The following is a 22,110-nucleotide window of genomic DNA, read 5'->3' on the forward strand; positions in this document are numbered from 1 at the left end:
TTTAGCAATTTCATTTTGTGACATTTGCTCCATAAATTATTCTGGGGCGCGATTTCGGTGCAAATATTTTTAAGATAGCGAGAGATGATGACGACCAACAACAGAACGTTTTCCTGCAAATACATCGGTTTGTTAGGCCTCCTAGCGAGTGGAACAGCCTTCTTGCCGGTTGCCGCAATCGCAGCAGAAGTGAATAGCTTAGCTGACTCCCCAGCATTGCCAACCAGCGCAACCGAGTTACCAAACGATTTAACCGACTCCCCAACGTTGCCAGCCAGCGCAACAGAACCACCAGCAGAAGCACCCCAACTAATCGCCAACACCCCAAACCTGCCAAGCGAAGCAATATTACCCATCGTACCGACTGCTTCCGAAACCGAACCCCTAACTTCCGTTTCCCAACTCACCTCGGAAAGCGACCCCCTCGCCCCCGCACCGATGGCCCAATTTAACCGCGTCTCGAAATTTTCCGACGTGCGGCCGACAGATTGGGCTTTCCAAGCTTTGGAAGATTTAGTCCAGCGCTACGATTGTCTTGTCGGCTACCCAGACGGCACTTTTCGCGGCAATCGCCCCCTAACGCGCTATGAATTCGCCGCCGGTTTGAATGCTTGCATGAACCAAATCGAACGACTGATTGGCGGCACTAATTTTGTCACGCGGGATGATTTAGAAACGCTGCGCCGCTTGATGCAAGAATTTGAGACGGAGTTAGCATCATTAGGAACTCGAGTCGATAACCTGGAGGCGCGGACGGCGTTCCTCGAAGACCATCAATTCTCGACCACAACCAAATTACGCGGACAAGTTATCTTAAGCTTGGCGGGCGCTTACGGCGCTTACCCCGGCCCAGGAGGCAATGCAGCCCCTAACAATACGACACTCACGGGTTTAGGTGCGGCGGATACGAGTCCCGGTAACGATTCGGAAGTCGTCTTTAACAACCGCGTTCGTTTAAACCTGCAAACCAGCTTTACCGGGAAAGATACCCTCATTGTCGGCTTGCAAGCCTTTAACTTTGGGGGTGGTATCGCCAATCCCACCAGCAGTATGGCCGGTACGCTGGGATACGCCGACGGCTTATTCGGAACCAATAGCAATGTTCGCCTTGCCTACGAACCTCAGTTCGGCGCGACGAACCCCTCCAATTTAGGCAATGCTGCTGGGGCCGATAATTCCGTCGGAATCTACAAACTCCTTTATCTCACGCCCGTATCCGATAAGATAGCTGCTTTTATTGCCCCCGCTGTCGAAGTCGATGATGCTTTTCCTGCCATCGTGCCGTTCTACGGCGACGGCGAAGAATCGATTTCGCGCTTCGGACAAATGAACCCCGTTTTGCGGGTTTCGGGGGGAACTTCGGGTTTTGGCTTAGCTTCTGCGGCGGGCTTTATCTGGAATATCGCCGACGGAATCGACCTGCGGGCGTTGTATGGCAGCGTTAATGCTAGCATTCCCGCGAATGTAGGCTTTTCCGGCGGTACGCCACTCGGCGCGGGGGTTTTTGGGGGAAGTTATGTCGCCGCCGCCCAACTGACGCTCAAACCCTTACCGGCGCTGGATGTCGCGCTCAATTACGCTCATAGTTACCATCAGATTAATATTCTCGGGATTGGGGAAGGTGCATCCGATATCGGTGCGATTCCCAACGTGGCGGCGACGACTGGCGTGCATTTGAATTCTTTCGGCGCGACGGCTGCTTATCGGCTTTCACCCGAGATTACTTTAACGGGCTTTTTCTTCTATAGTATGGTGGACGCTGCCAGCGGGCCGGATGCTGGGGCAGATTTCATGAGTTATATGGGCGGCATCCACTTCAAAGATATTTTGAAGCAGGGGAATACGCTGGGCGTACTGTTCGGGCAGCCTCCCGCGCGCGTCGGGACTTCGGGGGCCGCTTCTTTGGTTGCTACGCCAGAAAACAGCAAACCTTACCATCTGGAGGCTTATTACAAGTACCGAGTGAACGACAATATCAGCATTACGCCCGGTATTTTCGTGTTGTTTAATCCGGAAGGGTATAGCGGCAATCGCACGACTTATGTGCCGATGCTGCGTACGACTTTTACGTTCTAGGAATTAGAAAGGTGGGAGCGATAAGATCGCTCCTAATAGAAAACCCTTGGGAGTCTTGCCGTGTTTCGACCCCAAGGATTTCCTAGCTCACTATTCCTCACACACAAGTTGATTATGCGGCAGATTTTTTATCGGGAAAGGGGTAAGGTGACACTTTTCAAAGTGTCTGAGGTCACAGGGAGTGGCAAAGAGATGTAAACGCTCGCTGTGATTTACGCGAAGACGACGGTACGATTGCTGTAGACGAGGACGCGATTTTGCAGGTGCAGGCGCACGGCGCGCGAGAGGACGAGGCGTTCGACATCTTTTCCCTTACGGATTAGATCCGCAACGCGATCGCGGTGAGTGACGCGCACGACTTCTTGTTCGATAATTGGCCCTTCGTCGAGGTCGGCGGTGACGTAATGGGCGGTAGCACCGATGACTTTAACGCCGCGTTCGTAGGCGCGCTCGTAAGGATTTGCACCGGGAAAAGCGGGCAAGAATGAGTGATGAATATTAATAATACTAGGGAATTTTGCGACAAATTCCGGGCTGAGAATTTGCATATATTTGGCGAGAACAACTAGATCGATTTGATAGCGATCGAGGATTTCTAGTTGTTTTTCTTCTTGCTCTTTTTTATTTTCTTTTGTAATATTAATATGATGATAATCAATATTAAATTGTTTGGCAATCGGTTCGAGTTTGGAATGATTGCTAATAATTAAGGGGATTTCGCCAGGAAGTTCTCTGGCGCGATCGCGCCAAAGTAGATCGAGCAAACAATGATCTTGCTTTGTCACCCAAATCGCGATACGGGGGACTTTATCGGAGAAATGCAGCGTCCATTCGGCTTGTAAGGGTTTCGCGATCGCGCCGAAAGCCACCGCGATCGCCGAGCGCGGCAAATTAAACCCTTGCAACTGCCACTCAACGCGCATTAAAAACAAGCCCGTCGCAAAATCGGTATGTTGGTCGGCATGAATGATATTGCCACCATTCGCGTAGATAAAATTCGCAATTTTAGCGACAATTCCTTGACCGTCAGGACAGGAAATTAAGAGTGTAGCAGTCGGACAATTCATTAGATAATGGATAATGGATAATGGATAATGGACAATGGATAATGATATTAAACTAAAACAATCTCATCCAGATATCCCACAAATCTTTCCCTCTCTCCATCACCCCGTCCCCCTGTCCCCTCGTCACCCCATCCCCCCATCACCCCATCACCTCATCCCCCCATCACCCCGTCACCCCGTCACCCCATCTCCCTCTCAGTCCTCCTCAGTCGGTTCGAGTTCTTCCGGCGGAAGATTGAGGGTTAAAGCTTGCAACTTCAAGCGAGCGATGTAAGGCCAGCCGCCAGTTTCTTCAATATCCTTGATTAATTTATAGAGATCGTGGCGAGTATTAGGCAAGGAAGCTTGAAACAGTTCCTCTTGAATCGTGCGATGCGATTGCTCCAAAGAGCGAAGCAGCGCCAATAGTGCCAGCGTGTCTCCCCGACATTCTTGTGCCAGAGCAAGAACGGTTTGAGCCAGAGTTTCTAGGCGAGTGTCAAGTTGCGTGCGGTCCAAGCTGAGCGATCTCCGTTTATTGTCAATTAAAAATTTCCCTTAAATATCTTACGCGAGGGCGTTCCAACTGGTGCGTTACCGAATTTGCTGTTTGAGGGGGGAGCAGTGTAATTCGTAATGGATAGTCTTTCATCCCTTGTCGCTTCGTTACCCCTAGCGGGAGCCGATAGATTTCCGTATGGAAAGGTCGCGCAGCCGTGTACAATGCTGTAAATGCTATCGTTATGCCTGTTAGACGCGATCGCGCACCCCTGCGATCGTGAGGGCAGAACGATTTTTAAATAAGACCGAATTAAGAGATTGACAAACACGAGGTTAGACCATGAGGTATCGCGCATTGATTGTAGCTTTCCTGGCTCTATGCTTAGGATTGCTAACCGCTTGCGGTTCGGGACCCGCCCAAGCCACGACCAGAGAACAACTAACTTACGATGATATTCTCGGAACGGGCTTGGCAAATACCTGTCCTCAACTCTCGGGAACAACTCGCGGTTCTATTCCTATTGAAACTGGGAAAAAATACGAACTGACAAATTTGTGCATAGAACCCCAAGAGTATTTCGTGAAGGCAGAGGGAACCAAGCGCAAAGAAGCCGCTTTTATCCCCGGTAAAGTGTTAACCCGCTACACCACCGCTCTCGATCAAGTCAGCGGCAAAATTCTGCTCAACGGCGATGGAACCTTAACTTTCAAAGAAGAAAGTGGTATTGACTTCCAACCGATCACGGTTTTACTCCCGGGCGGTGAAGAAGTTCCTTTCATGTTCACCATGAAGAGTTTAGTGGCAACCACGCGCAGTACGGCAGACTCGATTAATTCTTCGACCGATCTCCGGGGCGAATATAAAGTACCTTCCTATCGCGGTGCGGTATTCCTCGATCCTAAAGGTCGCGGTGTTGCTAGTGGCTACGATACGGCAGTCGCACTCCCCGCTCAAGGCGATAGCGAAGAATACGCACGCTCCAACACCAAGCGGATTCCGGGCGGACGGGGCGAAATGGAACTTCAAGTCACCCGAGTCGATAGCAATTCGGGGGAAATTGCTGGCGTTTTTGAAAGCATTCAGCCTTCAGATACGGATTTAGGCGCTGCTGACCCCGAAGAAGTCAAAATTCGCGGTGTTTTCTACGGAATCGTAAGTGCCGTAGACGAATAAAATCTTCTAGTCCGTTGATTGAAAAAGTGAGGGATAGTCGTCCCTCCTTTTTTTTGACAAATTTTTCTCGAAAGTTCCTAAGAAATACGAATTGCCTCCAGTCGAGTTTGGGATATAAACTTGAGGAGAGAAAATAACTGAGGGCGCTCGGCGGCGATCGCGAAAGACGAAAATAACCATGACGAGGGCGCTCGATCTAACAAATTGGAGAGATATCGATCGCAGTTGGAGCAGTCCCGAGGCAGTAAGATAGATTCTATTGTGGCGGGGTAAACCGCTCGTATCATTGACTATGGCTATGTCTACCACCATCCATTCGAGTTTAAAAGAACAAAGCTTGCACCTTCTAGTCGAGTACCAGAAGACGAAAAAGGTTGACTTGCGCGATCGGCTAGTGCGACTCAATATTGGTTTGGTGAGACGAGAAGCACATCATTGGACTAACCAATGCAGCGAAACTTATGAAGATTTATTACAGGTCGGTTGTATCGGTTTGATTCAAGCGATCGATCGCTTCGACCCGACCAAAGGCTACGCTTTTAGCTCCTTCGCCATTCCCTACATCCGAGGCGAAATTCAACATTACCTGCGCGATAAAAGTACCTCCGTGCGGATTCCCCGGCGCTGGCTAGAGTTGCGCCATCAAGCAAGCAATACCGCGCGAGAACTCAGAATCCAACTGCACCGCCAGCCCACCGATGAAGAAATCGCGCGATCGCTCGGAGTCGATCCCCAAGAGTGGGAAGAAATCCAACTCGCCTATCAAAATCGCGAACCCCTCAGCTTAGACGTTCCCGTCGGTAACGATGAGGACGAAAGCGTCAGCTTAGCGGAATTAGTCCCCGATCCCCAATACCGCAGCTTCCAACTCGCCCAAGAAGATCGCCTTCGTCTCCAACAAGCCCTCGTCCAACTCGAACAGCGGACGCGAGAAGTGGTGGAATTTGTCTTTTTGCACGATCTCACCCAAAAAGAAACCGCCGAACAGTTAGGGATTAGCGTCGTCACCGTTTCCCGCCAGGTAAAGAAAGGGTTGAAGGCATTGAAAAATCTAATGCTGATGGAACTCTAGGAATTAAAAATTAAAAATTAAAAATTAAAAATCAAGGGTTAAAGTTGCGATCGCCTTTATAACCGGACAATTGCGCCAACTCGTCCAAAGAACGAACGCCGGGATAAAATTTTCCCTTAACTTCCCAAGTGGGAAAAGTCGAGATTCCCGCTTTTTTGCAAGGATCGGTGTCAGAATCTTTTGCTTTCGGATCGCAGGTGACTTCAGCAATACTACTCGCAGCCGTACTAAAATAATTGCGCTGGTACTGACATTCTTGGCAGTCCGCCTTTATATAAAGTTTTGCCCCCATCTCCGTTAAGTGCTGGGCGAGAGCGAGTTTGGGTTCATCCTGCGGAGCGGCAGCTTTACCGCCTTTCTGGGCAGAATTCGGGCCGGTTACGGCAATAATTCCCGACGGCGGGGGTTTAACGTCGGATTGCGGTTCGGGAGTTCCTTGTTGACTCTGCTGGCGTGCGTGGGCGAAGTTTTCTCGGTAGCCTGCCAATTTTTCGCGGGCGACAGTGCTTTTGGGATCGGTTTTAGGCACGGATTCGAGCAGCGCGATCGCGCGTTCCCATTGTTGGGCGATCAGCTTCCAGTCTTCAGCAGAAACCGCCGACTGCGTAAGCGCGATCGCTCCTTGGGCAGCATCTTCCGCCGCCACGAACGGATCGGCAACCGTAACCGCCCTCGGAGTCGCAGCAGGCGGTGGCGCTACCGGAGAAGAAACAACCGGCGAGGGCGAAACCTCAACGGTGGGGGGTGGAGACGACTCGCTACAGCCAGAGATCCCCCCACTCGAGAGCAGCATTCCCAAAATAAAAAAGCTCGCGATCGGCTTAGCAGTCCTGAATTCCATAACCCCTAAAGAGAAAACTCACCCAAAAATTTTAAATATCTTTTCAGTTTTAACGCGAATTCAAGAAACAAGGACGCTAAATTTTGCCGCGCGTTCTGTACGGGTGGGATAACCGAACGCCCCAAAAGCTTACCCTGCAACCCTCGTGCTGCCGAATACGTTACAATCAAAAACATCCAGTTGTAACAAGACATCGCGTTTTCATCGCAGCCCCGAACCTATGAATTTACCGATTAAGGCTGTACAGTCTCCCTACTACGGCGACGCATACTATCGCAAACCGCCGCCGGATCTGTCTTCGCTCATGCTTAAAGAGCGAATCGTATATCTCGGGATGCCGCTGTCCCCGCAAGTTGCCGAACTGATTGTGGCAGAACTGCTCTACCTTCAGTACGACGACCCGGAAAAACCGATTAAAATCTACATTAACTCTCCCGGGGAATATCCCGGTTTAGAGACTTCAGCCTTTGCGATCTGCGACACGATGAATTACGTCAAGCCGCCGATTCAAACCATTTGTATCGGTGCGGCGCTGGGAATGGCAGCGACGATTCTGGCTTGCGGGACGAAGGGCTATCGGCTTAGCTTGCCCCACGCTCGGATTCTTCTCAACGATACCAGCGGTTCGACGAGCGGGCGATCGCAAGCGTCGGATATTCAAATTCGGGCAAAAGAAATCTTAGCCACTCGCCAAGCAACCATCGATCTCCTCGCCAAACAAACCGGACAAACGCCTGAAAAGATTCGCAAAGATATCGATCGCCCCTTCTATATGGATCCCCTGGAAGCCAAAGAATACGGACTGATCGATCGCATCCTCGAAAGCGGAGCCGAACTTCCCGTCCCTGCCCCCGCAGGCATTATTTAAAACGCATTATTACACGGAGTAAATTCATGCCATTAGATGTCCCAAAGGTTCCGTATCGCTTGCCCGGACAGCCTTACGAAGACTGGATTTCAATTTACAATCGCTTATTTTTAGAGCGGATTTTATTCTTAGGTTGGGAAATCGACGACGAGACAGCCAATCGCATCGTTGCCTATATGCTGTATCTTGACTCTGAAGATCAGAATAAAGATATTTACCTGTATATCAACTCTCCCGGCGGTTCCGTTACGGCGGGAATGGCAATTTACGACACCATGCAGCATATTCGCTCCAATGTCGTCACGATTTGCGTCGGTTTAGCCGCTTCAATGGGCGCATTTTTATTGGCAGCGGGAACGAAAGGAAAACGCCTCGCTCTGCCCCACGCGCGGGTTATGATCCACCAACCGGCGCTCTCACAAGGGTTTTACGGACAGGCAACTGATATTAGCATTGCCGCCAAACAGATCATCCGCACGCGCCAGCAAATGGATGAAATTATGGCTGCCCGTACCGGACAACCCATCGAACGGATTAAGAAAGATACCGATCGCGACTATTATATGTCTGCCTTCGATGCGAAGGAATACGGCATTATCGATCGCGTGATCGAAGAGCAACCCACGCCTAATGCAGCACTGTTGACTTAAAATCGCATCGATTTAACCTTGGCGAACCCGGCTTTAGTTATAAAGCCGGGTTTCTCTGTATCGGGCGAGATAATTGCCCTTTTTCTGGAGTATGATAGCGATCGATTCATTTCTCGCTCGATAAAGTATAACCAGACTGAATGGGATGGAATTAGCGGACTGCTATCGCCTGTTAGGGCTGAATTTCGATGCAAAACCGGAGCAAATTAAAGCATCTTATCGCCGGTTGGCGCGCTCTTATCATCCCGATGCCAATCCCGACAATCCCGCCCTCGCTCACGTTAAATTCATTCAATTAACCGAAGCCTATCAACTGCTGTTGCAAGCTGCCCCGCAACCCCCGCAGCCCGTTACCGTTCCCTCCACTAACATTAAACCGCCACCGCCTCCCGCACCGCCACCGCCACCGCCTAACCTTCCCAAACTCTCGCCCAAAGACCGACAATTAAAATCGAGTAGCTATCAAACCTTACAAAAATTGCTAGCTGAAAAGCGATTTGCCAGAGCGATTGCGTTAGTAGAAGGATTGGCTTATCGCTTCCCGTTAGATGCAGAAATTCGTCAGTGGCAAGCGATCGCGTATCAACAGCAAGGACGGCAATTCATACGCGATCGCGCTTTCTATAAAGCCGCCGTTTACCTGAACAAAGCGCTGCGTACCGATCCTCATAACCGTTCCCTCGCCGCCGCGATCGAAAAAGATTTTCAATTGATGAGGCGTTCTATGAAACCCGGTTGAATGCCTACCATAAAAATTTTGCGAACCCCAAAGACACAAAGTTGTAATTAAAGAGAACATAGGGAGGGCGTGTTTTCTTATCGATTCGATCGTTTCTAGACAGGGATTTTAGGTAAACCCGCCCCTACAGTTCTGGTTAACTTTTTTATGCCCTTCTACTGACTGCTCGATTATTTTTAAAACTGCGATCGCCAAACCGCCCAACAATTTGCTTTCGGACTTCATCTACTATCAGAATTAAAAGCGGACAAAACAAGAGCATCAACCATTGCAAGGAAGAGAGCGGAGCGCTCGAAAAGATTTTTTCTAAAGCCGGGACGTAAATAATCGAGAGAATTAGCGCCCACTCAACTGCAATGCCAAACCAAATCAAACGGTTGCTAAAAAAGCCCAAGCGGAAAATCGAAACCCGCTCGCTGCGGCAAGCGAAAACGTTGCCATCTTGACAAGCAACGATCGCTGCCAATGTTACCGTGGTGGCTTGATGGTAAATGGCTATTTGAGCCGCTGTCGCCGAATGAGCCAGAATTGAAGAATTTATGGCCTGCAACTGGGGAATTCCGTAACCATTCGCCCACCAAACCAGCAGAAAACCTGTCATTCCGGTCAGTCCTTCTAATAACCCCAAAAAGCAATAAGCGCGTAACAGTAAAGAAAGATCCAGTAAAGGTTTCGACTTCTTGCGGGGAGGTTGAAGCAAGATGCCAGTCTCCGGTTTTTCTGCACCTAACGCGAGGGCGGGAAGCATATCGGTGCCGAGATCGATCGCGAGAATTTGTAGAATCACCAAAGCGGGTGGAATCTTCAAAAATACCATCGCGAGGAAGGGAATAAACTCGGCCATATTGGAGGACAGAATATAGGTGATAAACTTGCGAATATTCTGATAGACTGCCCGTCCCTGTTCGATCGCGCTGACAATCGTCGCAAAGTTATCGTCAATCAGCACGATATCTGCCGCTTCCCGCGCCACATCCGTACCGCTCATCCCCATCGCAATGCCAATATTCGCAGCCCTCAACGCGGGCGCATCGTTTACGCCATCGCCTGTAACGGCGACGATATGCCCCATCGCGATGTAAGCCCGAACCAATCTTAGCTTCTGTTCTGGCATCATACGAGCGAAGACTAAGCCAGATTTGCGGTGCAAAATCTGACGCAGTTGAGCATCGGAGAGATGGCCCATTTCTTCGCCCGTCACCACTCGGGTTTTTTGATTCACTAAACCAATACGACGCGCGATCGCTTCTGCGGTTAGTCCGTAGTCCCCCGTTACCATTGTCACCTGAATTCCGGCTCGATGGCATTTCGCGATCGCGTCGGCCACTTCCGGGCGCGGCGGGTCGATAGTCGCTGTTAAACCGAGAAAAATCGGATTTTCCTCCAAATCTCTCGCCTCTTGCGACGGTAGCGCTGTCCTGCACTGTCCCGCTACAGCTAAAACTCGATAGCCCCGACTCGCCAAGCGATCGTTCGCCGCCTCAATCTCGCTGCGCGCGGCTGCCGATAATTCTTCAATCCGCCCTTCTTTCAAGCTCCACTGACAGTGTTGCAGGACATCCAACGGCGCGCCTTTGGTAAAAATGAGATAAGTTTCCCTTCCCCTCTCGCCCAAAGAGGAGGGACGGACTAACTCGCGCCCTAAATCCGAATCCTCCGAACTGCTTTGCAAGACGACGCTCATCATGCGTCGGTGAGAATCAAAGGGGATTTCCTGAATTCTCGGCCATTGACGCTGGAGTTCTTCCAAGTTCAAGCCCTGTTTTAAGGCAGCTACCAAGAGTGCAGCTTCGGTGGGATCGCCAATTTCTTGCCACTGACTGGAACCGTTCGGATGCAGCAAACGAGCATTGCAGCACAGCGCCGCACCGGATAGAAGTAGATTGACTTGGGGCTGTTGCCCTTCGCTCGCGCGTACCTCTCCCGTCGGCTGGTAGCCCGTTCCCGTGATTTCAATCTCCGTTTCCGGAATCCAGAGTTGGCGCACCGTCATCTCGTTTTTGGTGAGGGTTCCGGTCTTATCGGTGCAAATAACCGTTGTCGCGCTCAAGGTTTCCACGGCGGAGAGGCGACGCACGAGCGCATTGCGTTGTGCCATGCGCTTCACCCCAATCGCTAAAGCTAGGGTAACAGTTGGTAGGAGTCCTTCGGGGACAAAGGCGACAATAATCCCAATCGCAAAAATAAAGCTTTCCTTAACGCCCATCCCCACCAAGAGATTGGTGAGTAGGAAGACTAGAACGCCCATTCCGATCGCGATCGCGGTGATAATATGAACGACCCCATTAATTTGCACTTCCAACGTGCTGGGTTCCCGCTTCAGGGTTGCCGTCCGGTGGGCGACTTGACCGAACTCGGTTTGAGTTCCGGTAGCATAGACGACAGCTAAACCTCGTCCTGCGGAAACGGTGGAACCCGCAAACACGAGATTGTGAGCTTCCGAGGCGCGGAGCTTGCTGGCGGCGGCGGGTTCGGCACTGCGGGTGATTGGTAGCGATTCCCCCGTCAGTACCGAGACATCGACGTATAAAGATTGGGAGGAAACCAGTCTAGCATCGGCGGAAATGCGATCGCCTTCTTCCAACTGCAAAAGGTCGCCTGGAACCATCTCTCGCACGGGAATCTCGCGTAAGATGCCATCGCGATAGACTTTCGCTTGCGCGGGCAGCATTTTATTGAGGGCTGCGAGCGCTTGTTCTGCCTTAAATTCTTGCCAAAAACTAAACCCCGCATTAATCCAAATCACCGCCCAAATTGCCCAGCCCAGTTCCGGAGTACCGGAGATAAAAGCCAGGATTCCTGCAATCCAAAGCAGGAGGGCCATGAAGTGAGTTAACTGGTCGATGAAACGGAGAAAAAGCGATCGCCGCGCGGGTTCGGGCAGTTCGTTAAACCCGTAATGTTCGAGCCGGGTTGCGGTTTCTGTCTCGGGAAGCCCCCGTTCCGAAGTAGACAGCTTTTCGTAGACTTGCTGTGTCGATAAAGTCCAAATGGGTAGATGAGGTGCCATAGTCAGACTTCGAGCAGTTGTTGCTCGGCAAAGGATATCAAAACCTTGCTATGTTTCGATGTTACCTCGGGGCGATCGAACGGTTTCTCATTCAGCAAGATTTCGTAAGGATGCGATCGCAACACTTACAGCGAAATCCAGCACTTTTAGTAAAGTTTTCCAGTACGACAGCGCCGCGCACCGTAAAGCGGCTCCGGAGCGCGATCGCACTTTCAAAATTTATCCTATACTTTGGTTAGTCTCTGCTGCGAAGGTATGGCCGCGATCGATAACTCCGAACAATTCCTCGACGATTTCTACAACGCCTGCGATCCTTTTGAACCGCTTCCCGCAGGCGATTCGGGGAAAAAAATTGCTCTCAAAAATCGAATTAATACATTAGCTGAATTGGGTCGATTGAAATAACGTTATATAGTTAATTTTTCAAAAAATAGCAATGTGTACTTTTTATTTTTTAGCCATAAATCTGATAAAGTTTTGTTGACTTCTCGTTTTAAAAAACGTGCATTAAGCTACTCCAAAATCCGTGTAAGCTCTAACGTAGGGAATTTGAAAACCTAAAATAATATCCTCTCGCGCCACCCCCATTTCGACTAACTCCCTGCCGGGTTCTGCTTCAGTTGCATTCTCTTGAATCCAAATCTTGCCATCTTTAAGATCGAAGTGCATAGTGCAACTATGAATTCGACGATTTCCCTGCCAACCCACGTCCATGATGAGATAGCGATCGCGCTCCCGATCGATGATAGCCTGTACCTCAATCTCTCCACTATTGGGAGCTACTTCTGAATATTTTATTAGCAATTTTTCAAGGTATTGACGATAGCAGTCTAACTTATCCATCTGACAATTTCCTCCAGTATCGGATCGTACACAAGTAATCGAACTTGATACCGTTGCACGGAAGCCTGTAAAAACTCGCGCTCGAAAAGTGATTCGTAGATTGCGACAGGAACAGCTAAATACAGTACGCGATCGCGATCGCTAAAATCCAAAGCCAGCTTGTAATTGAGAAACTGACCCAATGCAGTATGGTAAGCATTGACGGAAGATTCTTCCAAAAAGCTTTTAACCTCGACCGCTATTTTTTAGCGACCTTTCTCTGCTCCTATTAAGCACTCTGCACCCAAATCGATCTCAAGCTTAACACTTCCGACTTCTAGTTTAAGAGGGTCATCTGTAATTATCCACTCCTCCTTTTGTAACCCTTTTTTTACACAAAAGTGGAAGCGATCGCGAACTGCCATAATTTCGATTGTCTATAACCTTACTTATTTTACACAGCGCTCGCGGCGACCGCCTGCATTTTACGGAATGTAGCTCGTGCGACTGAAGCGCGATTATACCTTAAGGTTCTCGGCTCTATAATAAAAGCGATGCCTCGTCCCTTCCTCAGAGATATCTGCAAAAATGTACCAACCCGACTCCCCTGCATCGCCGCTCAAAGTTCTGCCGACGATGTACGATTTACCCAGTGAAAATCCAGAGGAACCCGGAGTGCCTGACACTTTCCACGTTTTTCAACCTCGCCTGCTTGACGACACCTTCTCTCCAAGCAATTATCCGCCAGAACGCATCTTTACCGGCAGCGATGTCAATCTCTACTACGATTCCAATAACACGCTTTGGTACAAGCGCCCCGATTGGTACGCCGTCTTGGGAGTGCCGCGCCTTTATCAAGAACGGGATTTGCGGTTGAGTTATGTGGTGTGGGATGAAAAAGTCACTCCGTTTATCGTCGTTGAGTTACTTTCTCCCGGAACCGAAAAGGAAGACTTAGGGCGAACTTTGCGAGATGCAAAATCGCCGCCGACGAAATGGGAAGTTTACGAACAGATTCTCAAGATTCCCTACTATGCAATCTTCGATCGCTACAGCCAAATGTTCCAACCCTTTAAACTGGAAGAAGGGGGTTACAAAGCGATAAAAGTGGGGGACAGCGAACGTTTTTGGCTGCCAGAGATTCAGTTAGGGCTGGGGATTTGGGAAGGAGAGTATGACGGAATCGAACATCGTTGGTTGCGCTGGTATGATGCGGAAGGCTGGGTACTCACGCCGATGGAACGAGAACGGAAACGGGCTGAAAGCGAACGACAGCGCGCAGAACAGCAGCAGCAACTTGCTGAAAGCGAACGACAGCGCGCAGAACGCTTAATAGCGCAATTAAGAGCGTTAGGAATCGAACCGGATGGGGAGAATGGGTAAAGCTTGCGGAATTTTAAGCTCGAGATTGTAACACTATTTAGCACAGCAAGCTAAATCGAGTTGCATTGAGTTGGAGAGAGAGGCAAAAGAATAGCCGGTGAGAAATCCAGCCCCTTTAGGTAGGGTTTTCCTGCACGACAACGCACGCGATCGCGCCGTACAATAACGGTGTGGCGAATTCACAAGGCAGAATGTCGAACTCAATCGCCTTTCGGACATAGGATCATTCTGCCAGTCAATTGGATTCTTGCCCGTGCAGAACCCGCTTTATAGATAGTCCTAACGACCATTCCAACCTATGCAACCGACTAATCCCAATCAATTTACAGAAAAAGCTTGGGCTGCCATCGTCCGCACCCCAGATATTGCCAAACAATACAAACACCAGCAAATTGAAAGCGAACACCTGATGCGCGCCCTTCTCGAAGAAGAGGGACTCGCCACCAGTATCCTAACCAAAGCGGGCGGAAATGTGCAGCGTTTTCGCGACAAAACCGAAGAGTTCATCAACCGCCAGCCCAAACTTTCGCAACCAAGCGAATCGGTCTATTTAGCGCGCAGTTTAGATACTTTACTCGATCGCGCTGAAAATATCCGCAAGGAATTCGAGGATGACTTCATCTCCATCGAACATCTCATCCTTGCTTACCCAAAAGATGACCGTTTTGGTAAAGCATTATTCCAAGAATTCGGCATTACCGAAGATACGTTAAGAACTGCTATCAAAGAGATTCGAGGTTCCCAAAAAGTGACCGACCAAAACCCAGAAGGTAAATACGAAGCCCTAGAACGCTACGGTAGGGATTTAACCGAGATGGCGAGACAGGGAAAACTCGACCCCGTTATCGGGCGCGATGATGAAATTCGCCGCACAATTCAAATCCTTTCTCGTCGCACTAAAAATAATCCTGTTTTAATTGGCGAACCGGGTGTAGGTAAGACGGCAATTGTGGAAGGACTTGCCCAACGAATTGTCAGTCGCGACGTTCCGGAATCCTTGCGCGATCGCAAAGTCATCGGTCTTGATATGGGCGCTTTAATTGCCGGTGCAAAATATCGCGGTGAATTTGAAGAACGCCTCAAAGCGGTTCTCAAAGAAGTGACCGATTCTAACGGTCAAATTATCCTCTTTATCGATGAAATTCATACTGTCGTCGGTGCGGGCGCAACCCAAGGCGCGATGGATGCGGGCAACTTATTGAAACCGATGCTCGCTCGCGGCGAATTGCGCTGTATCGGTGCGACAACGTTGGATGAATACCGTCAGTATATCGAGAAAGATGCGGCATTAGAACGTCGTTTCCAAGAAGTTCTTGTAGACGAACCTAATGTCGTCGATACGATTTCGATTTTGCGCGGATTGAAGGAACGCTACGAAGTTCACCACGGCGTAAAAATTTCCGATAGCGCTCTGGTAGCGGCGGCGATGCTTTCCAACCGTTATATTAGCGATCGCTTCCTCCCGGATAAAGCGATCGATCTCGTAGACGAGGCGGCGGCAAAATTAAAGATGGAGATTACTTCCAAACCGGAAGAACTCGATGAAGTCGATCGCAAAATTTTGCAGATGGAAATGGAACGCCTTTCTCTGCAAAAGGAAAGCAATGAAGCATCTCGCGAACGCCTCCAAAAGTTGGAAAAGGAACTCGCTAACCTCAAAGAAGATCAATCTCGACTCAACGCGCAATGGCAATCAGAAAAAGAAGTCATTGACGAAATTCGTAAGATTAAGGAAACCATCGACCATACTAACTTAGAAATTCAACAAGCAGAACGCGATTACGACCTCAATCGTGCGGCTGAGTTGCGTTATGGAAAACTGACCGATTTGCAGCGCCAATATCGCGAGACTGAGAACAAGTTAACCGCGATTCAAACGACGGGTAAATCGTTGCTGCGGGAAGAAGTTCTTGAGGGCGATATTGCGGAGATTATCTCGAAGTGGACGGGAATTCCTCTCAGTAAGTTAGTGGAATCGGAGAAGGAAAAACTGCTGTATTTGGAAGATGAATTGCACCAGCGCGTCATCGGGCAAGAAGAGGCGGTAACGGCAGTAGCAGATGCAATTCAGCGATCGCGCGCCGGACTTTCCGATCCCAAACGTCCCATCGCCAGCTTCATTTTCCTCGGCCCCACGGGCGTAGGTAAAACCGAACTTGCGAAAGCGCTAGCAGCCAACCTCTTCGATACTGAAGAAGCAATGGTTCGCATCGATATGTCTGAATATATGGAGAAACACGCGGTTTCCCGTTTGGTGGGCGCGCCTCCGGGATATGTGGGGTACGAACAAGGCGGACAACTGACTGAAGCGATTCGCCGCCGTCCTTACTCTGTCATTCTCTTCGACGAAATCGAAAAGGCGCACGCGGATGTGTTTAATATCATGCTGCAAATCCTCGATGACGGGCGTTTGACGGATTCTCAAGGACATACGGTGGATTTCAAAAATACCATCGTGATTATGACCAGTAACGTCGGCTCGCAGTATATCCTGGATGTTGCGGGAGATGAGAGTCATTATGGCGAAATGCGATCGCGCGTGCTGGAAGCAATGCAGGCGAATTTCCGCCCCGAATTCCTCAACCGCATTGATGAAATGATCATCTTCCACGGACTGGCTAAATCACAACTTCGCGAAATTGTCAACCTACAAGTTCAACATTTGGGAAGTCGTTTAGCCGAGCAAAAACTCTCGCTGAAACTCTCCGATGCGGCGGCAGATTACCTGGCAGAAATCGGCTACGATCCCGTCTACGGCGCGCGTCCGCTGAAACGGGCGGTGCAGCGCTACTTAGAAACCGCGATCGCGAAATCGATTCTACGCGGCGAATTTAAGAGTGGCGATACCATCTTTGTGGATGTCGAATCGGAACGCTTAACGTTTAAACGTTTGCCCAGCAGTTTGGAGATGCTGGCGAAATCGTAAGGGTTGAATTCAGATGGTAGGGGCGAATGGCATTCGCCCTTTTTTTTGTCAGTATCTTGACTTTGATATCATAAAATCATATTTTAAACAAGTAAACCAAACGTAAACATTGTTATATAGCGTTTTTCGTTTGTGTAAGGTACAGTTCCAAACATCAAATCGGTAGGGACGCGGATTTCGAGGTCGCCTCGAAATTAAACGCCGCTCCGTAGGGGCGAATGGTATTCGCCCGCTGGGTGTACTATGAATAAGAGTCCCGAAAAATAAATAAAAACAAACCGTAAACAAAGTCTTTATAATCCCTCCAAACTTGTACGAGAGCGATAAAGATATGGAATACAAAGGATATACAGCTTCAATTGAAATTGATGAAGATGTTAGTAGTTTATTCGGTACAGTTTTAGGGATAAAAGATGTTATTACGTTTCAAGGTAACACCGTTAATGAGTTGCGCCACGCCTTTCAAGACTCGGTAGACGATTACTTGGAATGGTGTGAAGAATTAGGTGAAAAACCGGATAAACCCTTTTCAGGAAAGCTCCCCTTTCGGACAACGCCAGAAATTCATCGTCAGATTTATATGGCGGCAAGGAAAGCGAATAAAAGTATTAATTCCTGGATGGATGAAGTGGTGGCAAAGGCAGCGAAAGAGGCAATTAAGGAGTAGTCTAGTAGGGTGGGCAGCGCCCACCAGCAGAGACTTTGGTTTATTTAGAAACGTACATTCACGTTTAAAGTAGCGATCTACATCATTACCGAGCAGAGTGACGGAGCGATGAAGTCATTATCCCAGATAAGGATACTGCAACGGTTTAGTTTTCAGGAGTTCGTACCAATATTTTTTGGCATTGCGTTTGGTCGTTTCTAAATCTCGCTGTTTGTGAACTCTCCCTATTTCTTGCAAAAAATAGGTCAGTTTAAGGGCAGTCCAGATATTTCTAAACCCTACTGCTTTCAAGTTTTGTAAAAAAAGATGTCGAAGCACTTGAAATTTTCGTTTATGACGGAAGTGCCGCCACCACTCCATTTGATGTCTAGCTATACGTCTTGAATAATCTAATATTATTTCAACTTCAGTCAATTTGTTATTAACTCGATCGTAAAACTGCATTTCTCGATCGCTATGACCCGCTTCTTGGGCTAAGCTTGCTCGATCGGCTAATTGATAGGCTTCACTAATTAACTGACCTGCGGTTTGAGCTTGTTCTTCACCATAACCAAGTTTTTGATAAATTTGAGCAGCGGCTAAGGCTAATTCTGAAAAATTTTCAGCATCATGTAGCCAATAGATTTGTGATTGTAGTTCCCCTAATGTGGCAGCTAAATTTTCGCTCATGGTTTCAAAAAGACCTCATGTATTAATTCCTCTGCCTTTCTGAACTTTTAAGACAACGATCGAGATGCGGAAGACCAAAGATATAGGGCTTTAATTGAAATTGAGGAAGATAAAAGTATCAATGCTTGGATTGATAAAGTGCTAGTTAAGGCAGCGAAAGAGGCGATTCAAAATTAACCTTGGCTCTCCCTATCTTGTAGGAAAAGCGTATAAATACAGAATTCAATCTATCCCTCTTCCATAGGCTCTACTGTTTAGGCAATGCAACTTCATCTCAGTTTGGTAGGAATTAGAGATGATTCGCAAAGCGACAGAAGAAGGGTATAGCATTTTTCGTTGGCGTGAGGTACACCGCGCGGGCGAATGGCATTCGCCCCTACTCATCTAATTTCAATTTTTGTACCTCATTCCTTTGAAAAACGCTATATTTCAGACATGAAAAATCGGTTTTGCTTGGCTTAAATGAGCCAATGACGAGTCCAACTTTTTAATGATTAAGGAGCCACTGCGCGCGGGCGCGGGAAAGGCGAATCGACAAACCCTAACTCATACAATTGCTGGAAGGCTTTTTTCCCTAAATCTGTCGTTGGATTTTGCGATTTGATGATTTGAATTAAGAGGGGAACGGCGAGTTCGGGGCGATTTTGGGCGCGATGGACGAGGGCGAGTTGGTAGGTGGCGCGATCGCGCATTTCTGCGGTATTCAAGGCATTCGTGCGTTGTGTTTCAGAAATGCGGTTGTCGATTCCGGAAAAAGTATCGGCGAGTTGCCCGTATAATCCAGAGAGTTGATTGTAAACTTGGCGAGCTTCCTGGAGTTTTTGCACGGCGAGGGAGTAGTTCTGCGAACCGATCGCGCTGCTGGCATCTTCCATCAACCGCTGTCCGCCTTGCAAGCTTAACAAGTTATTGGACTGGGAGAGGGAGCGCAAATTATTCGGATCGCTAGGCGGGGGCGCGGGAATGCTTTCTGGAGTCGGCAGTACGAAGGGTGCATCGGGCGCGGGAGTCGCTGCCGGTACCATATTATCAGTGGGGGGCTGTTCGCCTTCTTCAATGACTCGAGTGCGGTATTGAGCGGAAACTGGCGTTGTCAAGCCTAAGCTACAAGCAATGACGAGGAGCAGACCGAAGCGCAAGTTAGGAAAATGGTTATGCTTAGCGACTAACATTAAATTTTGCAGTTTGAAATAATAACACAGCGTTGAATTTGTCTGGAGGTATCTTAGCATTTGTTTTATTTCAACGAACGCGAGCCATTGTTTATTTATCATGGGAACTAATCCTGACGAATGAGGGTTGTTGACGTTGAATCCCGAGTTTGAAGTTCCCGCTAGCTCGGAAATGGCGGGCGTAGCGGAAGAGAATATCGGTGCGATCTTACAGCGCGGCGGTGGGGAATTGCCTTTAACCAAGGCGCGCGATCGCTTTACCGTGAAGTTGCGCGCGCCGCAAACCGCCGTTCCAGAAGCGATTGGCGCGATCGCAACACGCCCAATTCCCCAAACCGAACTCTTTATCGTTCGCGTTGCCTCAGAACGCCTCGAGGAGGCAATGGCGATCGCGCGCCGCCTCGATAGTATCGCCTTTGCCAGTCACGTCTACCGCATGGCTAACAGCGCCGATACCTACGTTTACCTAACTGACGAACTGACGCTCCAATTTACCCCAGATCTCGCTGCTGACGCGATCGCAGCCTTAGTTGCGCCCTGGCAACTCCAACGTCAACAAGCCATTGAAGGCATCCCCAACGCTTTCGTCTATCGCCTCACCACCCAAACCGCCGAAAACCCGCTCAAAATCGCCAATCGACTCAGCGGACAACCGGAAATTTTGACCGCAGAAGCTAACATTATCGTCCGTCGCGATCGCTTTTATCGCCCCAAAGATTCTCTCTATCCCAAACAATGGTATCTCTACAATCAAGGCGGTTCTCAACTTGCTGCCAATTCTCACATCGAAGTCGAGAAAGCGTGGGATATAACGCGCGGCGAACGAACGGTAGTCGTAGCGATTGCCGACGATTCCATCGATCTCAACCATCCCGACTTTCAGGGTAAAGGTAAGATCGTTAGCCCTCGCGATCTTCGCGATAATGATTTTTTGCCCCTCCCCGAATCCGACGACGACAATCATGGAACCGCTTGTGCGGGCGTTGCTGTTGCTGAGGAAAATGGGAAAGGGATTGTGGGGGTTGCGCCCGGTTGTGCGTTGATGCCAATTCGCACCACGGGCTATTTAGATGACAGTTCGATTGAAGATTTGTGCGATTGGGCGATCGCAAAAGGTGCAAGCGTGCTGTCTTGCAGTTGGGGGGCGGCAACGATTAACTTTCCCCTGTCTCTGCGCCAGCGCGCCGCCCTCCACCGCGTCACGACGCAAGGACGCAACGGTAAAGGTTGCGTGGTTCTGTTTGCGGCGGGCAATTCCAATCGTCCGGTGAATGGTAAGATTTTCGAGCGCGAGTGGCCGCAAAATGTTTTGCAAGGGCCGACGCAATGGTTGTGCGGATTTGCTGCCCATCCTGACGTTATCGCGGTTGCGGCGAGTACCAGCCTCTCTCATAAAGCCGCTTACAGCAATTGGGGCGCAGAAATTGCCTTGTGCGCGCCGAGTAATAACGCGCCACCGGGGATTTGGTTCGAGCAAACGGGGTATATTTATACGGCTCCTGCGATCGCGGCGAATTTGCCGGGACAGGGCATTTTTACAAGCGATCGCGTCGGTAACGCCGGATATGATGTCAGCGATTTTACGGGCGATTTTGGCGGCACATCTAGTGCAACTCCAGTTGTTGCTGGCGTTGCAGCCCTCGTTCTTTCGGCAAATCCCGAACTGAACGCCGTGCAAGTCAAGCAAATTTTGCAACAAAGTGCTGATAAAATCATCGATCCGAATTCCGATCCGCAGTTGGGAATGAGGCTCGGAACCTACGACCAAAATGGTCGTTCTCAGTGGTTTGGAGCCGGTCGCGTTAATGCTTTCAAAGCGGTGAAATTGGCGCGGGAACAGCTTCAAACCCTGCCTTCCGCATCCTCCCCCATTAGTGCCGTCAGTCGCCCCTCTCTCGCCATTCCCGATGGAAATGAAGCAGGGATTCTCAGCCGCATTGCGGTGAGTGGTGCGGGAACGGTGGGGGATATTCAAGTTAGCGTTGCGATCGATCACGAATTTCTAGGCGATTTGGAGATTTATTTGCGTCCGCCTTCGGGAGGTGCGATCTTGCTGCAAGGTCGGACTCTTGGTGCAAACACCCTACTGCGTCGAACGTATACGGCCCTCTCGACTCCGGCGCTGCAACAGGCTTTGGGACAAGCAAGGGCGGGAAATTGGGACTTATGGATCGTGGATTGCGCGATCGGCGATACGGGAATTTTGCAAAGTTGGGAATTACAATTGGGTTAATTGTTAATTGTTAATTGACAATTGATAATTGATAATGGACAATTAAAAATGATTGAAGGCTTTAAATAGGTATAAATATCTAATCAACAATTAGACTGGAATATTAGGATTAAAGTTTAAAGCGTAAACAATCCTATTATTACGGCAATGGCTCTATTATTAAGATTTCCGTTGTCAATTTCGATCGCTCGATTTTAACGCAGGATAGCAGCGGGAAAATTAAATTCACAAGTCTCTCAGACTCATGATAAATTATCCATT

Annotated in this window: 18 protein-coding genes and 1 pseudogene; 11 read left to right on the forward strand and 8 right to left on the reverse strand. The window is 49.2% G+C overall.

The features are described from left to right. Positions 1-84 precede the first annotated feature (84 nt). Positions 85-2,076: an iron uptake porin gene (locus tag H6G50_RS01185; RefSeq protein WP_199302649.1), complete on the forward strand. Its 1,992-nt coding sequence runs from the start codon at positions 85-87 to the stop codon at positions 2,074-2,076. Between the two features lie 212 nt (positions 2,077-2,288). On the opposite strand, the gene purU is transcribed toward H6G50_RS01185, so the two are convergent. Beyond that, complete coding sequence (gene purU / locus H6G50_RS01190; RefSeq protein WP_190712451.1) at positions 2,289-3,143, reverse strand: formyltetrahydrofolate deformylase; 855 nt, start codon at positions 3,141-3,143, stop codon at positions 2,289-2,291. Between the two features lie 195 nt (positions 3,144-3,338). Further along, entirely contained in the window at positions 3,339-3,641 is a 303-nt protein-coding gene (locus tag H6G50_RS01195; protein ID WP_190712453.1) for a hypothetical protein, read from the reverse strand. Between the two features lie 322 nt (positions 3,642-3,963). Between H6G50_RS01195 and H6G50_RS01200 the strand changes: the two genes are divergently transcribed. After that, on the forward strand, positions 3,964-4,797 hold the full coding sequence (locus H6G50_RS01200) for a photosystem II manganese-stabilizing polypeptide (protein ID WP_190712455.1): 834 nt from the start codon (positions 3,964-3,966) through the stop codon (positions 4,795-4,797). A 298-nt stretch (positions 4,798-5,095) separates the two neighbouring features. After that, positions 5,096-5,869 (forward strand): RNA polymerase sigma factor SigF, encoded by a 774-nt coding sequence (locus H6G50_RS01205; protein WP_190712457.1) that lies wholly within the window; start codon positions 5,096-5,098, stop codon positions 5,867-5,869. Positions 5,870-5,900: 31 nt separating this feature from the next. On the opposite strand, the gene H6G50_RS01210 is transcribed toward H6G50_RS01205, so the two are convergent. Beyond that, on the reverse strand, positions 5,901-6,710 hold the full coding sequence (locus tag H6G50_RS01210) for a hypothetical protein (protein ID WP_190712459.1): 810 nt from the start codon (positions 6,708-6,710) through the stop codon (positions 5,901-5,903). A 220-nt stretch (positions 6,711-6,930) separates the two neighbouring features. Here H6G50_RS01210 and H6G50_RS01215 point away from each other — a divergent pair, with 220 nt between their 5' ends. The 3 genes from H6G50_RS01215 to H6G50_RS01225 all read left to right on the forward strand — a co-directional run bounded on the left by H6G50_RS01215 (position 6,931) and on the right by H6G50_RS01225 (position 8,967). Continuing rightward, on the forward strand, positions 6,931-7,578 hold the full coding sequence (locus H6G50_RS01215) for an ATP-dependent Clp protease proteolytic subunit (RefSeq protein WP_190712461.1): 648 nt from the start codon (positions 6,931-6,933) through the stop codon (positions 7,576-7,578). Positions 7,579-7,604: 26 nt separating this feature from the next. Further along, positions 7,605-8,228, forward strand: coding sequence for an ATP-dependent Clp protease proteolytic subunit (locus H6G50_RS01220; protein ID WP_190712462.1), 624 nt, complete (start codon positions 7,605-7,607; stop codon positions 8,226-8,228). A 145-nt stretch (positions 8,229-8,373) separates the two neighbouring features. Further along, positions 8,374-8,967 (forward strand): DnaJ domain-containing protein, encoded by a 594-nt coding sequence (locus H6G50_RS01225; RefSeq protein ID WP_190712464.1) that lies wholly within the window; start codon positions 8,374-8,376, stop codon positions 8,965-8,967. A 145-nt stretch (positions 8,968-9,112) separates the two neighbouring features. Here H6G50_RS01225 and H6G50_RS01230 read toward each other — a convergent pair whose 3' ends face one another. Beyond that, on the reverse strand, positions 9,113-11,977 hold the full coding sequence (locus tag H6G50_RS01230; RefSeq protein WP_190712466.1) for a cation-transporting P-type ATPase: 2,865 nt from the start codon (positions 11,975-11,977) through the stop codon (positions 9,113-9,115). A gap of 231 nt (positions 11,978-12,208) precedes the next feature. On the opposite strand from H6G50_RS01230, the gene H6G50_RS01235 reads away from it, so the two are divergent. After that, entirely contained in the window at positions 12,209-12,382 is a 174-nt protein-coding gene (locus H6G50_RS01235) for a hypothetical protein (protein WP_206756555.1), read from the forward strand. Between the two features lie 102 nt (positions 12,383-12,484). Here H6G50_RS01235 and H6G50_RS01240 read toward each other — a convergent pair whose 3' ends face one another. Both H6G50_RS01240 and H6G50_RS01245 read right to left on the reverse strand, forming a co-directional pair. After that, a complete protein-coding gene (locus tag H6G50_RS01240; RefSeq protein WP_190712470.1) occupies positions 12,485-12,820 on the reverse strand; it encodes a XisI protein in 336 nt (111 codons plus the stop codon). Further along, a pseudogene (locus H6G50_RS01245) lies at positions 12,808-13,224 on the reverse strand (XisH family protein). The gene H6G50_RS01240 and the pseudogene H6G50_RS01245 overlap by 13 nt, the downstream one beginning before the upstream one ends. 163 nt (positions 13,225-13,387) lie before the next feature. On the opposite strand from H6G50_RS01245, the gene H6G50_RS01250 reads away from it, so the two are divergent. From H6G50_RS01250 to H6G50_RS01260, 3 genes are all read left to right on the forward strand, one after another. Beyond that, positions 13,388-14,182: a Uma2 family endonuclease gene (locus tag H6G50_RS01250; protein ID WP_190712471.1), complete on the forward strand. Its 795-nt coding sequence runs from the start codon at positions 13,388-13,390 to the stop codon at positions 14,180-14,182. Positions 14,183-14,480: 298 nt separating this feature from the next. Next, positions 14,481-17,108 (forward strand): ATP-dependent chaperone ClpB, encoded by a 2,628-nt coding sequence (gene clpB / locus H6G50_RS01255; protein WP_190712473.1) that lies wholly within the window; start codon positions 14,481-14,483, stop codon positions 17,106-17,108. 331 nt (positions 17,109-17,439) lie between these two features. After that, positions 17,440-17,775, forward strand: a complete 336-nt coding sequence (locus H6G50_RS01260; RefSeq protein WP_190712476.1) for a type II toxin-antitoxin system HicB family antitoxin — start codon at positions 17,440-17,442, stop codon at positions 17,773-17,775. A 117-nt stretch (positions 17,776-17,892) separates the two neighbouring features. Here the strand turns inward: H6G50_RS01260 and H6G50_RS01265 are convergent, their stop codons facing one another. Both H6G50_RS01265 and H6G50_RS24015 read right to left on the reverse strand, forming a co-directional pair. Further along, positions 17,893-18,444 carry a hypothetical protein gene (locus H6G50_RS01265; RefSeq protein ID WP_190712478.1) on the reverse strand — a complete coding sequence of 184 codons (552 nt, stop codon included), beginning with the start codon at positions 18,442-18,444 and terminating at the stop codon, positions 17,893-17,895. 494 nt (positions 18,445-18,938) lie between these two features. Further along, entirely contained in the window at positions 18,939-19,676 is a 738-nt protein-coding gene (locus H6G50_RS24015) for a hypothetical protein (protein ID WP_242032657.1), read from the reverse strand. 76 nt (positions 19,677-19,752) lie between these two features. On the opposite strand from H6G50_RS24015, the gene H6G50_RS01275 reads away from it, so the two are divergent. Further along, positions 19,753-21,849, forward strand: a complete 2,097-nt coding sequence (locus tag H6G50_RS01275) for a S8 family serine peptidase (protein WP_347239843.1) — start codon at positions 19,753-19,755, stop codon at positions 21,847-21,849. Positions 21,850-22,110: the final 261 nt, after the last annotated feature.

This window comes from Oscillatoria sp. FACHB-1406 (assembly GCF_014698145.1).
Taxonomy (GTDB): domain Bacteria; phylum Cyanobacteriota; class Cyanobacteriia; order Cyanobacteriales; family Spirulinaceae; genus FACHB-1406.

Excerpts from the sequence above, each read along its gene's own strand:
- H6G50_RS24015 (WP_242032657.1), bottom strand. The coding sequence starts at position 19,676 with ATGCTAAGATACCTCCAGACAAATTCAACGCTGTGTTATTATTTCAAA.
- H6G50_RS01205 (WP_190712457.1), top strand. The coding sequence starts at position 5,096 with ATGTCTACCACCATCCATTCGAGTTTAAAAGAACAAAGCTTGCACCTT.
- H6G50_RS01265 (WP_190712478.1), bottom strand. The coding sequence starts at position 18,444 with ATGAGCGAAAATTTAGCTGCCACATTAGGGGAACTACAATCACAAATC.
- H6G50_RS01220 (WP_190712462.1), top strand. The coding sequence starts at position 7,605 with ATGCCATTAGATGTCCCAAAGGTTCCGTATCGCTTGCCCGGACAGCCT.
- H6G50_RS01250 (WP_190712471.1), top strand. The coding sequence starts at position 13,388 with ATGTACCAACCCGACTCCCCTGCATCGCCGCTCAAAGTTCTGCCGACG.
- H6G50_RS01210 (WP_190712459.1), bottom strand. The coding sequence starts at position 6,710 with ATGGAATTCAGGACTGCTAAGCCGATCGCGAGCTTTTTTATTTTGGGA.
- H6G50_RS01185 (WP_199302649.1), top strand. The coding sequence starts at position 85 with ATGATGACGACCAACAACAGAACGTTTTCCTGCAAATACATCGGTTTG.
- H6G50_RS01230 (WP_190712466.1), bottom strand. The coding sequence starts at position 11,977 with ATGGCACCTCATCTACCCATTTGGACTTTATCGACACAGCAAGTCTAC.
- purU (WP_190712451.1), bottom strand. The coding sequence starts at position 3,143 with ATGAATTGTCCGACTGCTACACTCTTAATTTCCTGTCCTGACGGTCAA.
- H6G50_RS01200 (WP_190712455.1), top strand. The coding sequence starts at position 3,964 with ATGAGGTATCGCGCATTGATTGTAGCTTTCCTGGCTCTATGCTTAGGA.
- H6G50_RS01215 (WP_190712461.1), top strand. The coding sequence starts at position 6,931 with ATGAATTTACCGATTAAGGCTGTACAGTCTCCCTACTACGGCGACGCA.
- H6G50_RS01225 (WP_190712464.1), top strand. The coding sequence starts at position 8,374 with ATGGAATTAGCGGACTGCTATCGCCTGTTAGGGCTGAATTTCGATGCA.
- H6G50_RS01260 (WP_190712476.1), top strand. The coding sequence starts at position 17,440 with ATGGAATACAAAGGATATACAGCTTCAATTGAAATTGATGAAGATGTT.
- clpB (WP_190712473.1), top strand. The coding sequence starts at position 14,481 with ATGCAACCGACTAATCCCAATCAATTTACAGAAAAAGCTTGGGCTGCC.
- H6G50_RS01240 (WP_190712470.1), bottom strand. The coding sequence starts at position 12,820 with ATGGATAAGTTAGACTGCTATCGTCAATACCTTGAAAAATTGCTAATA.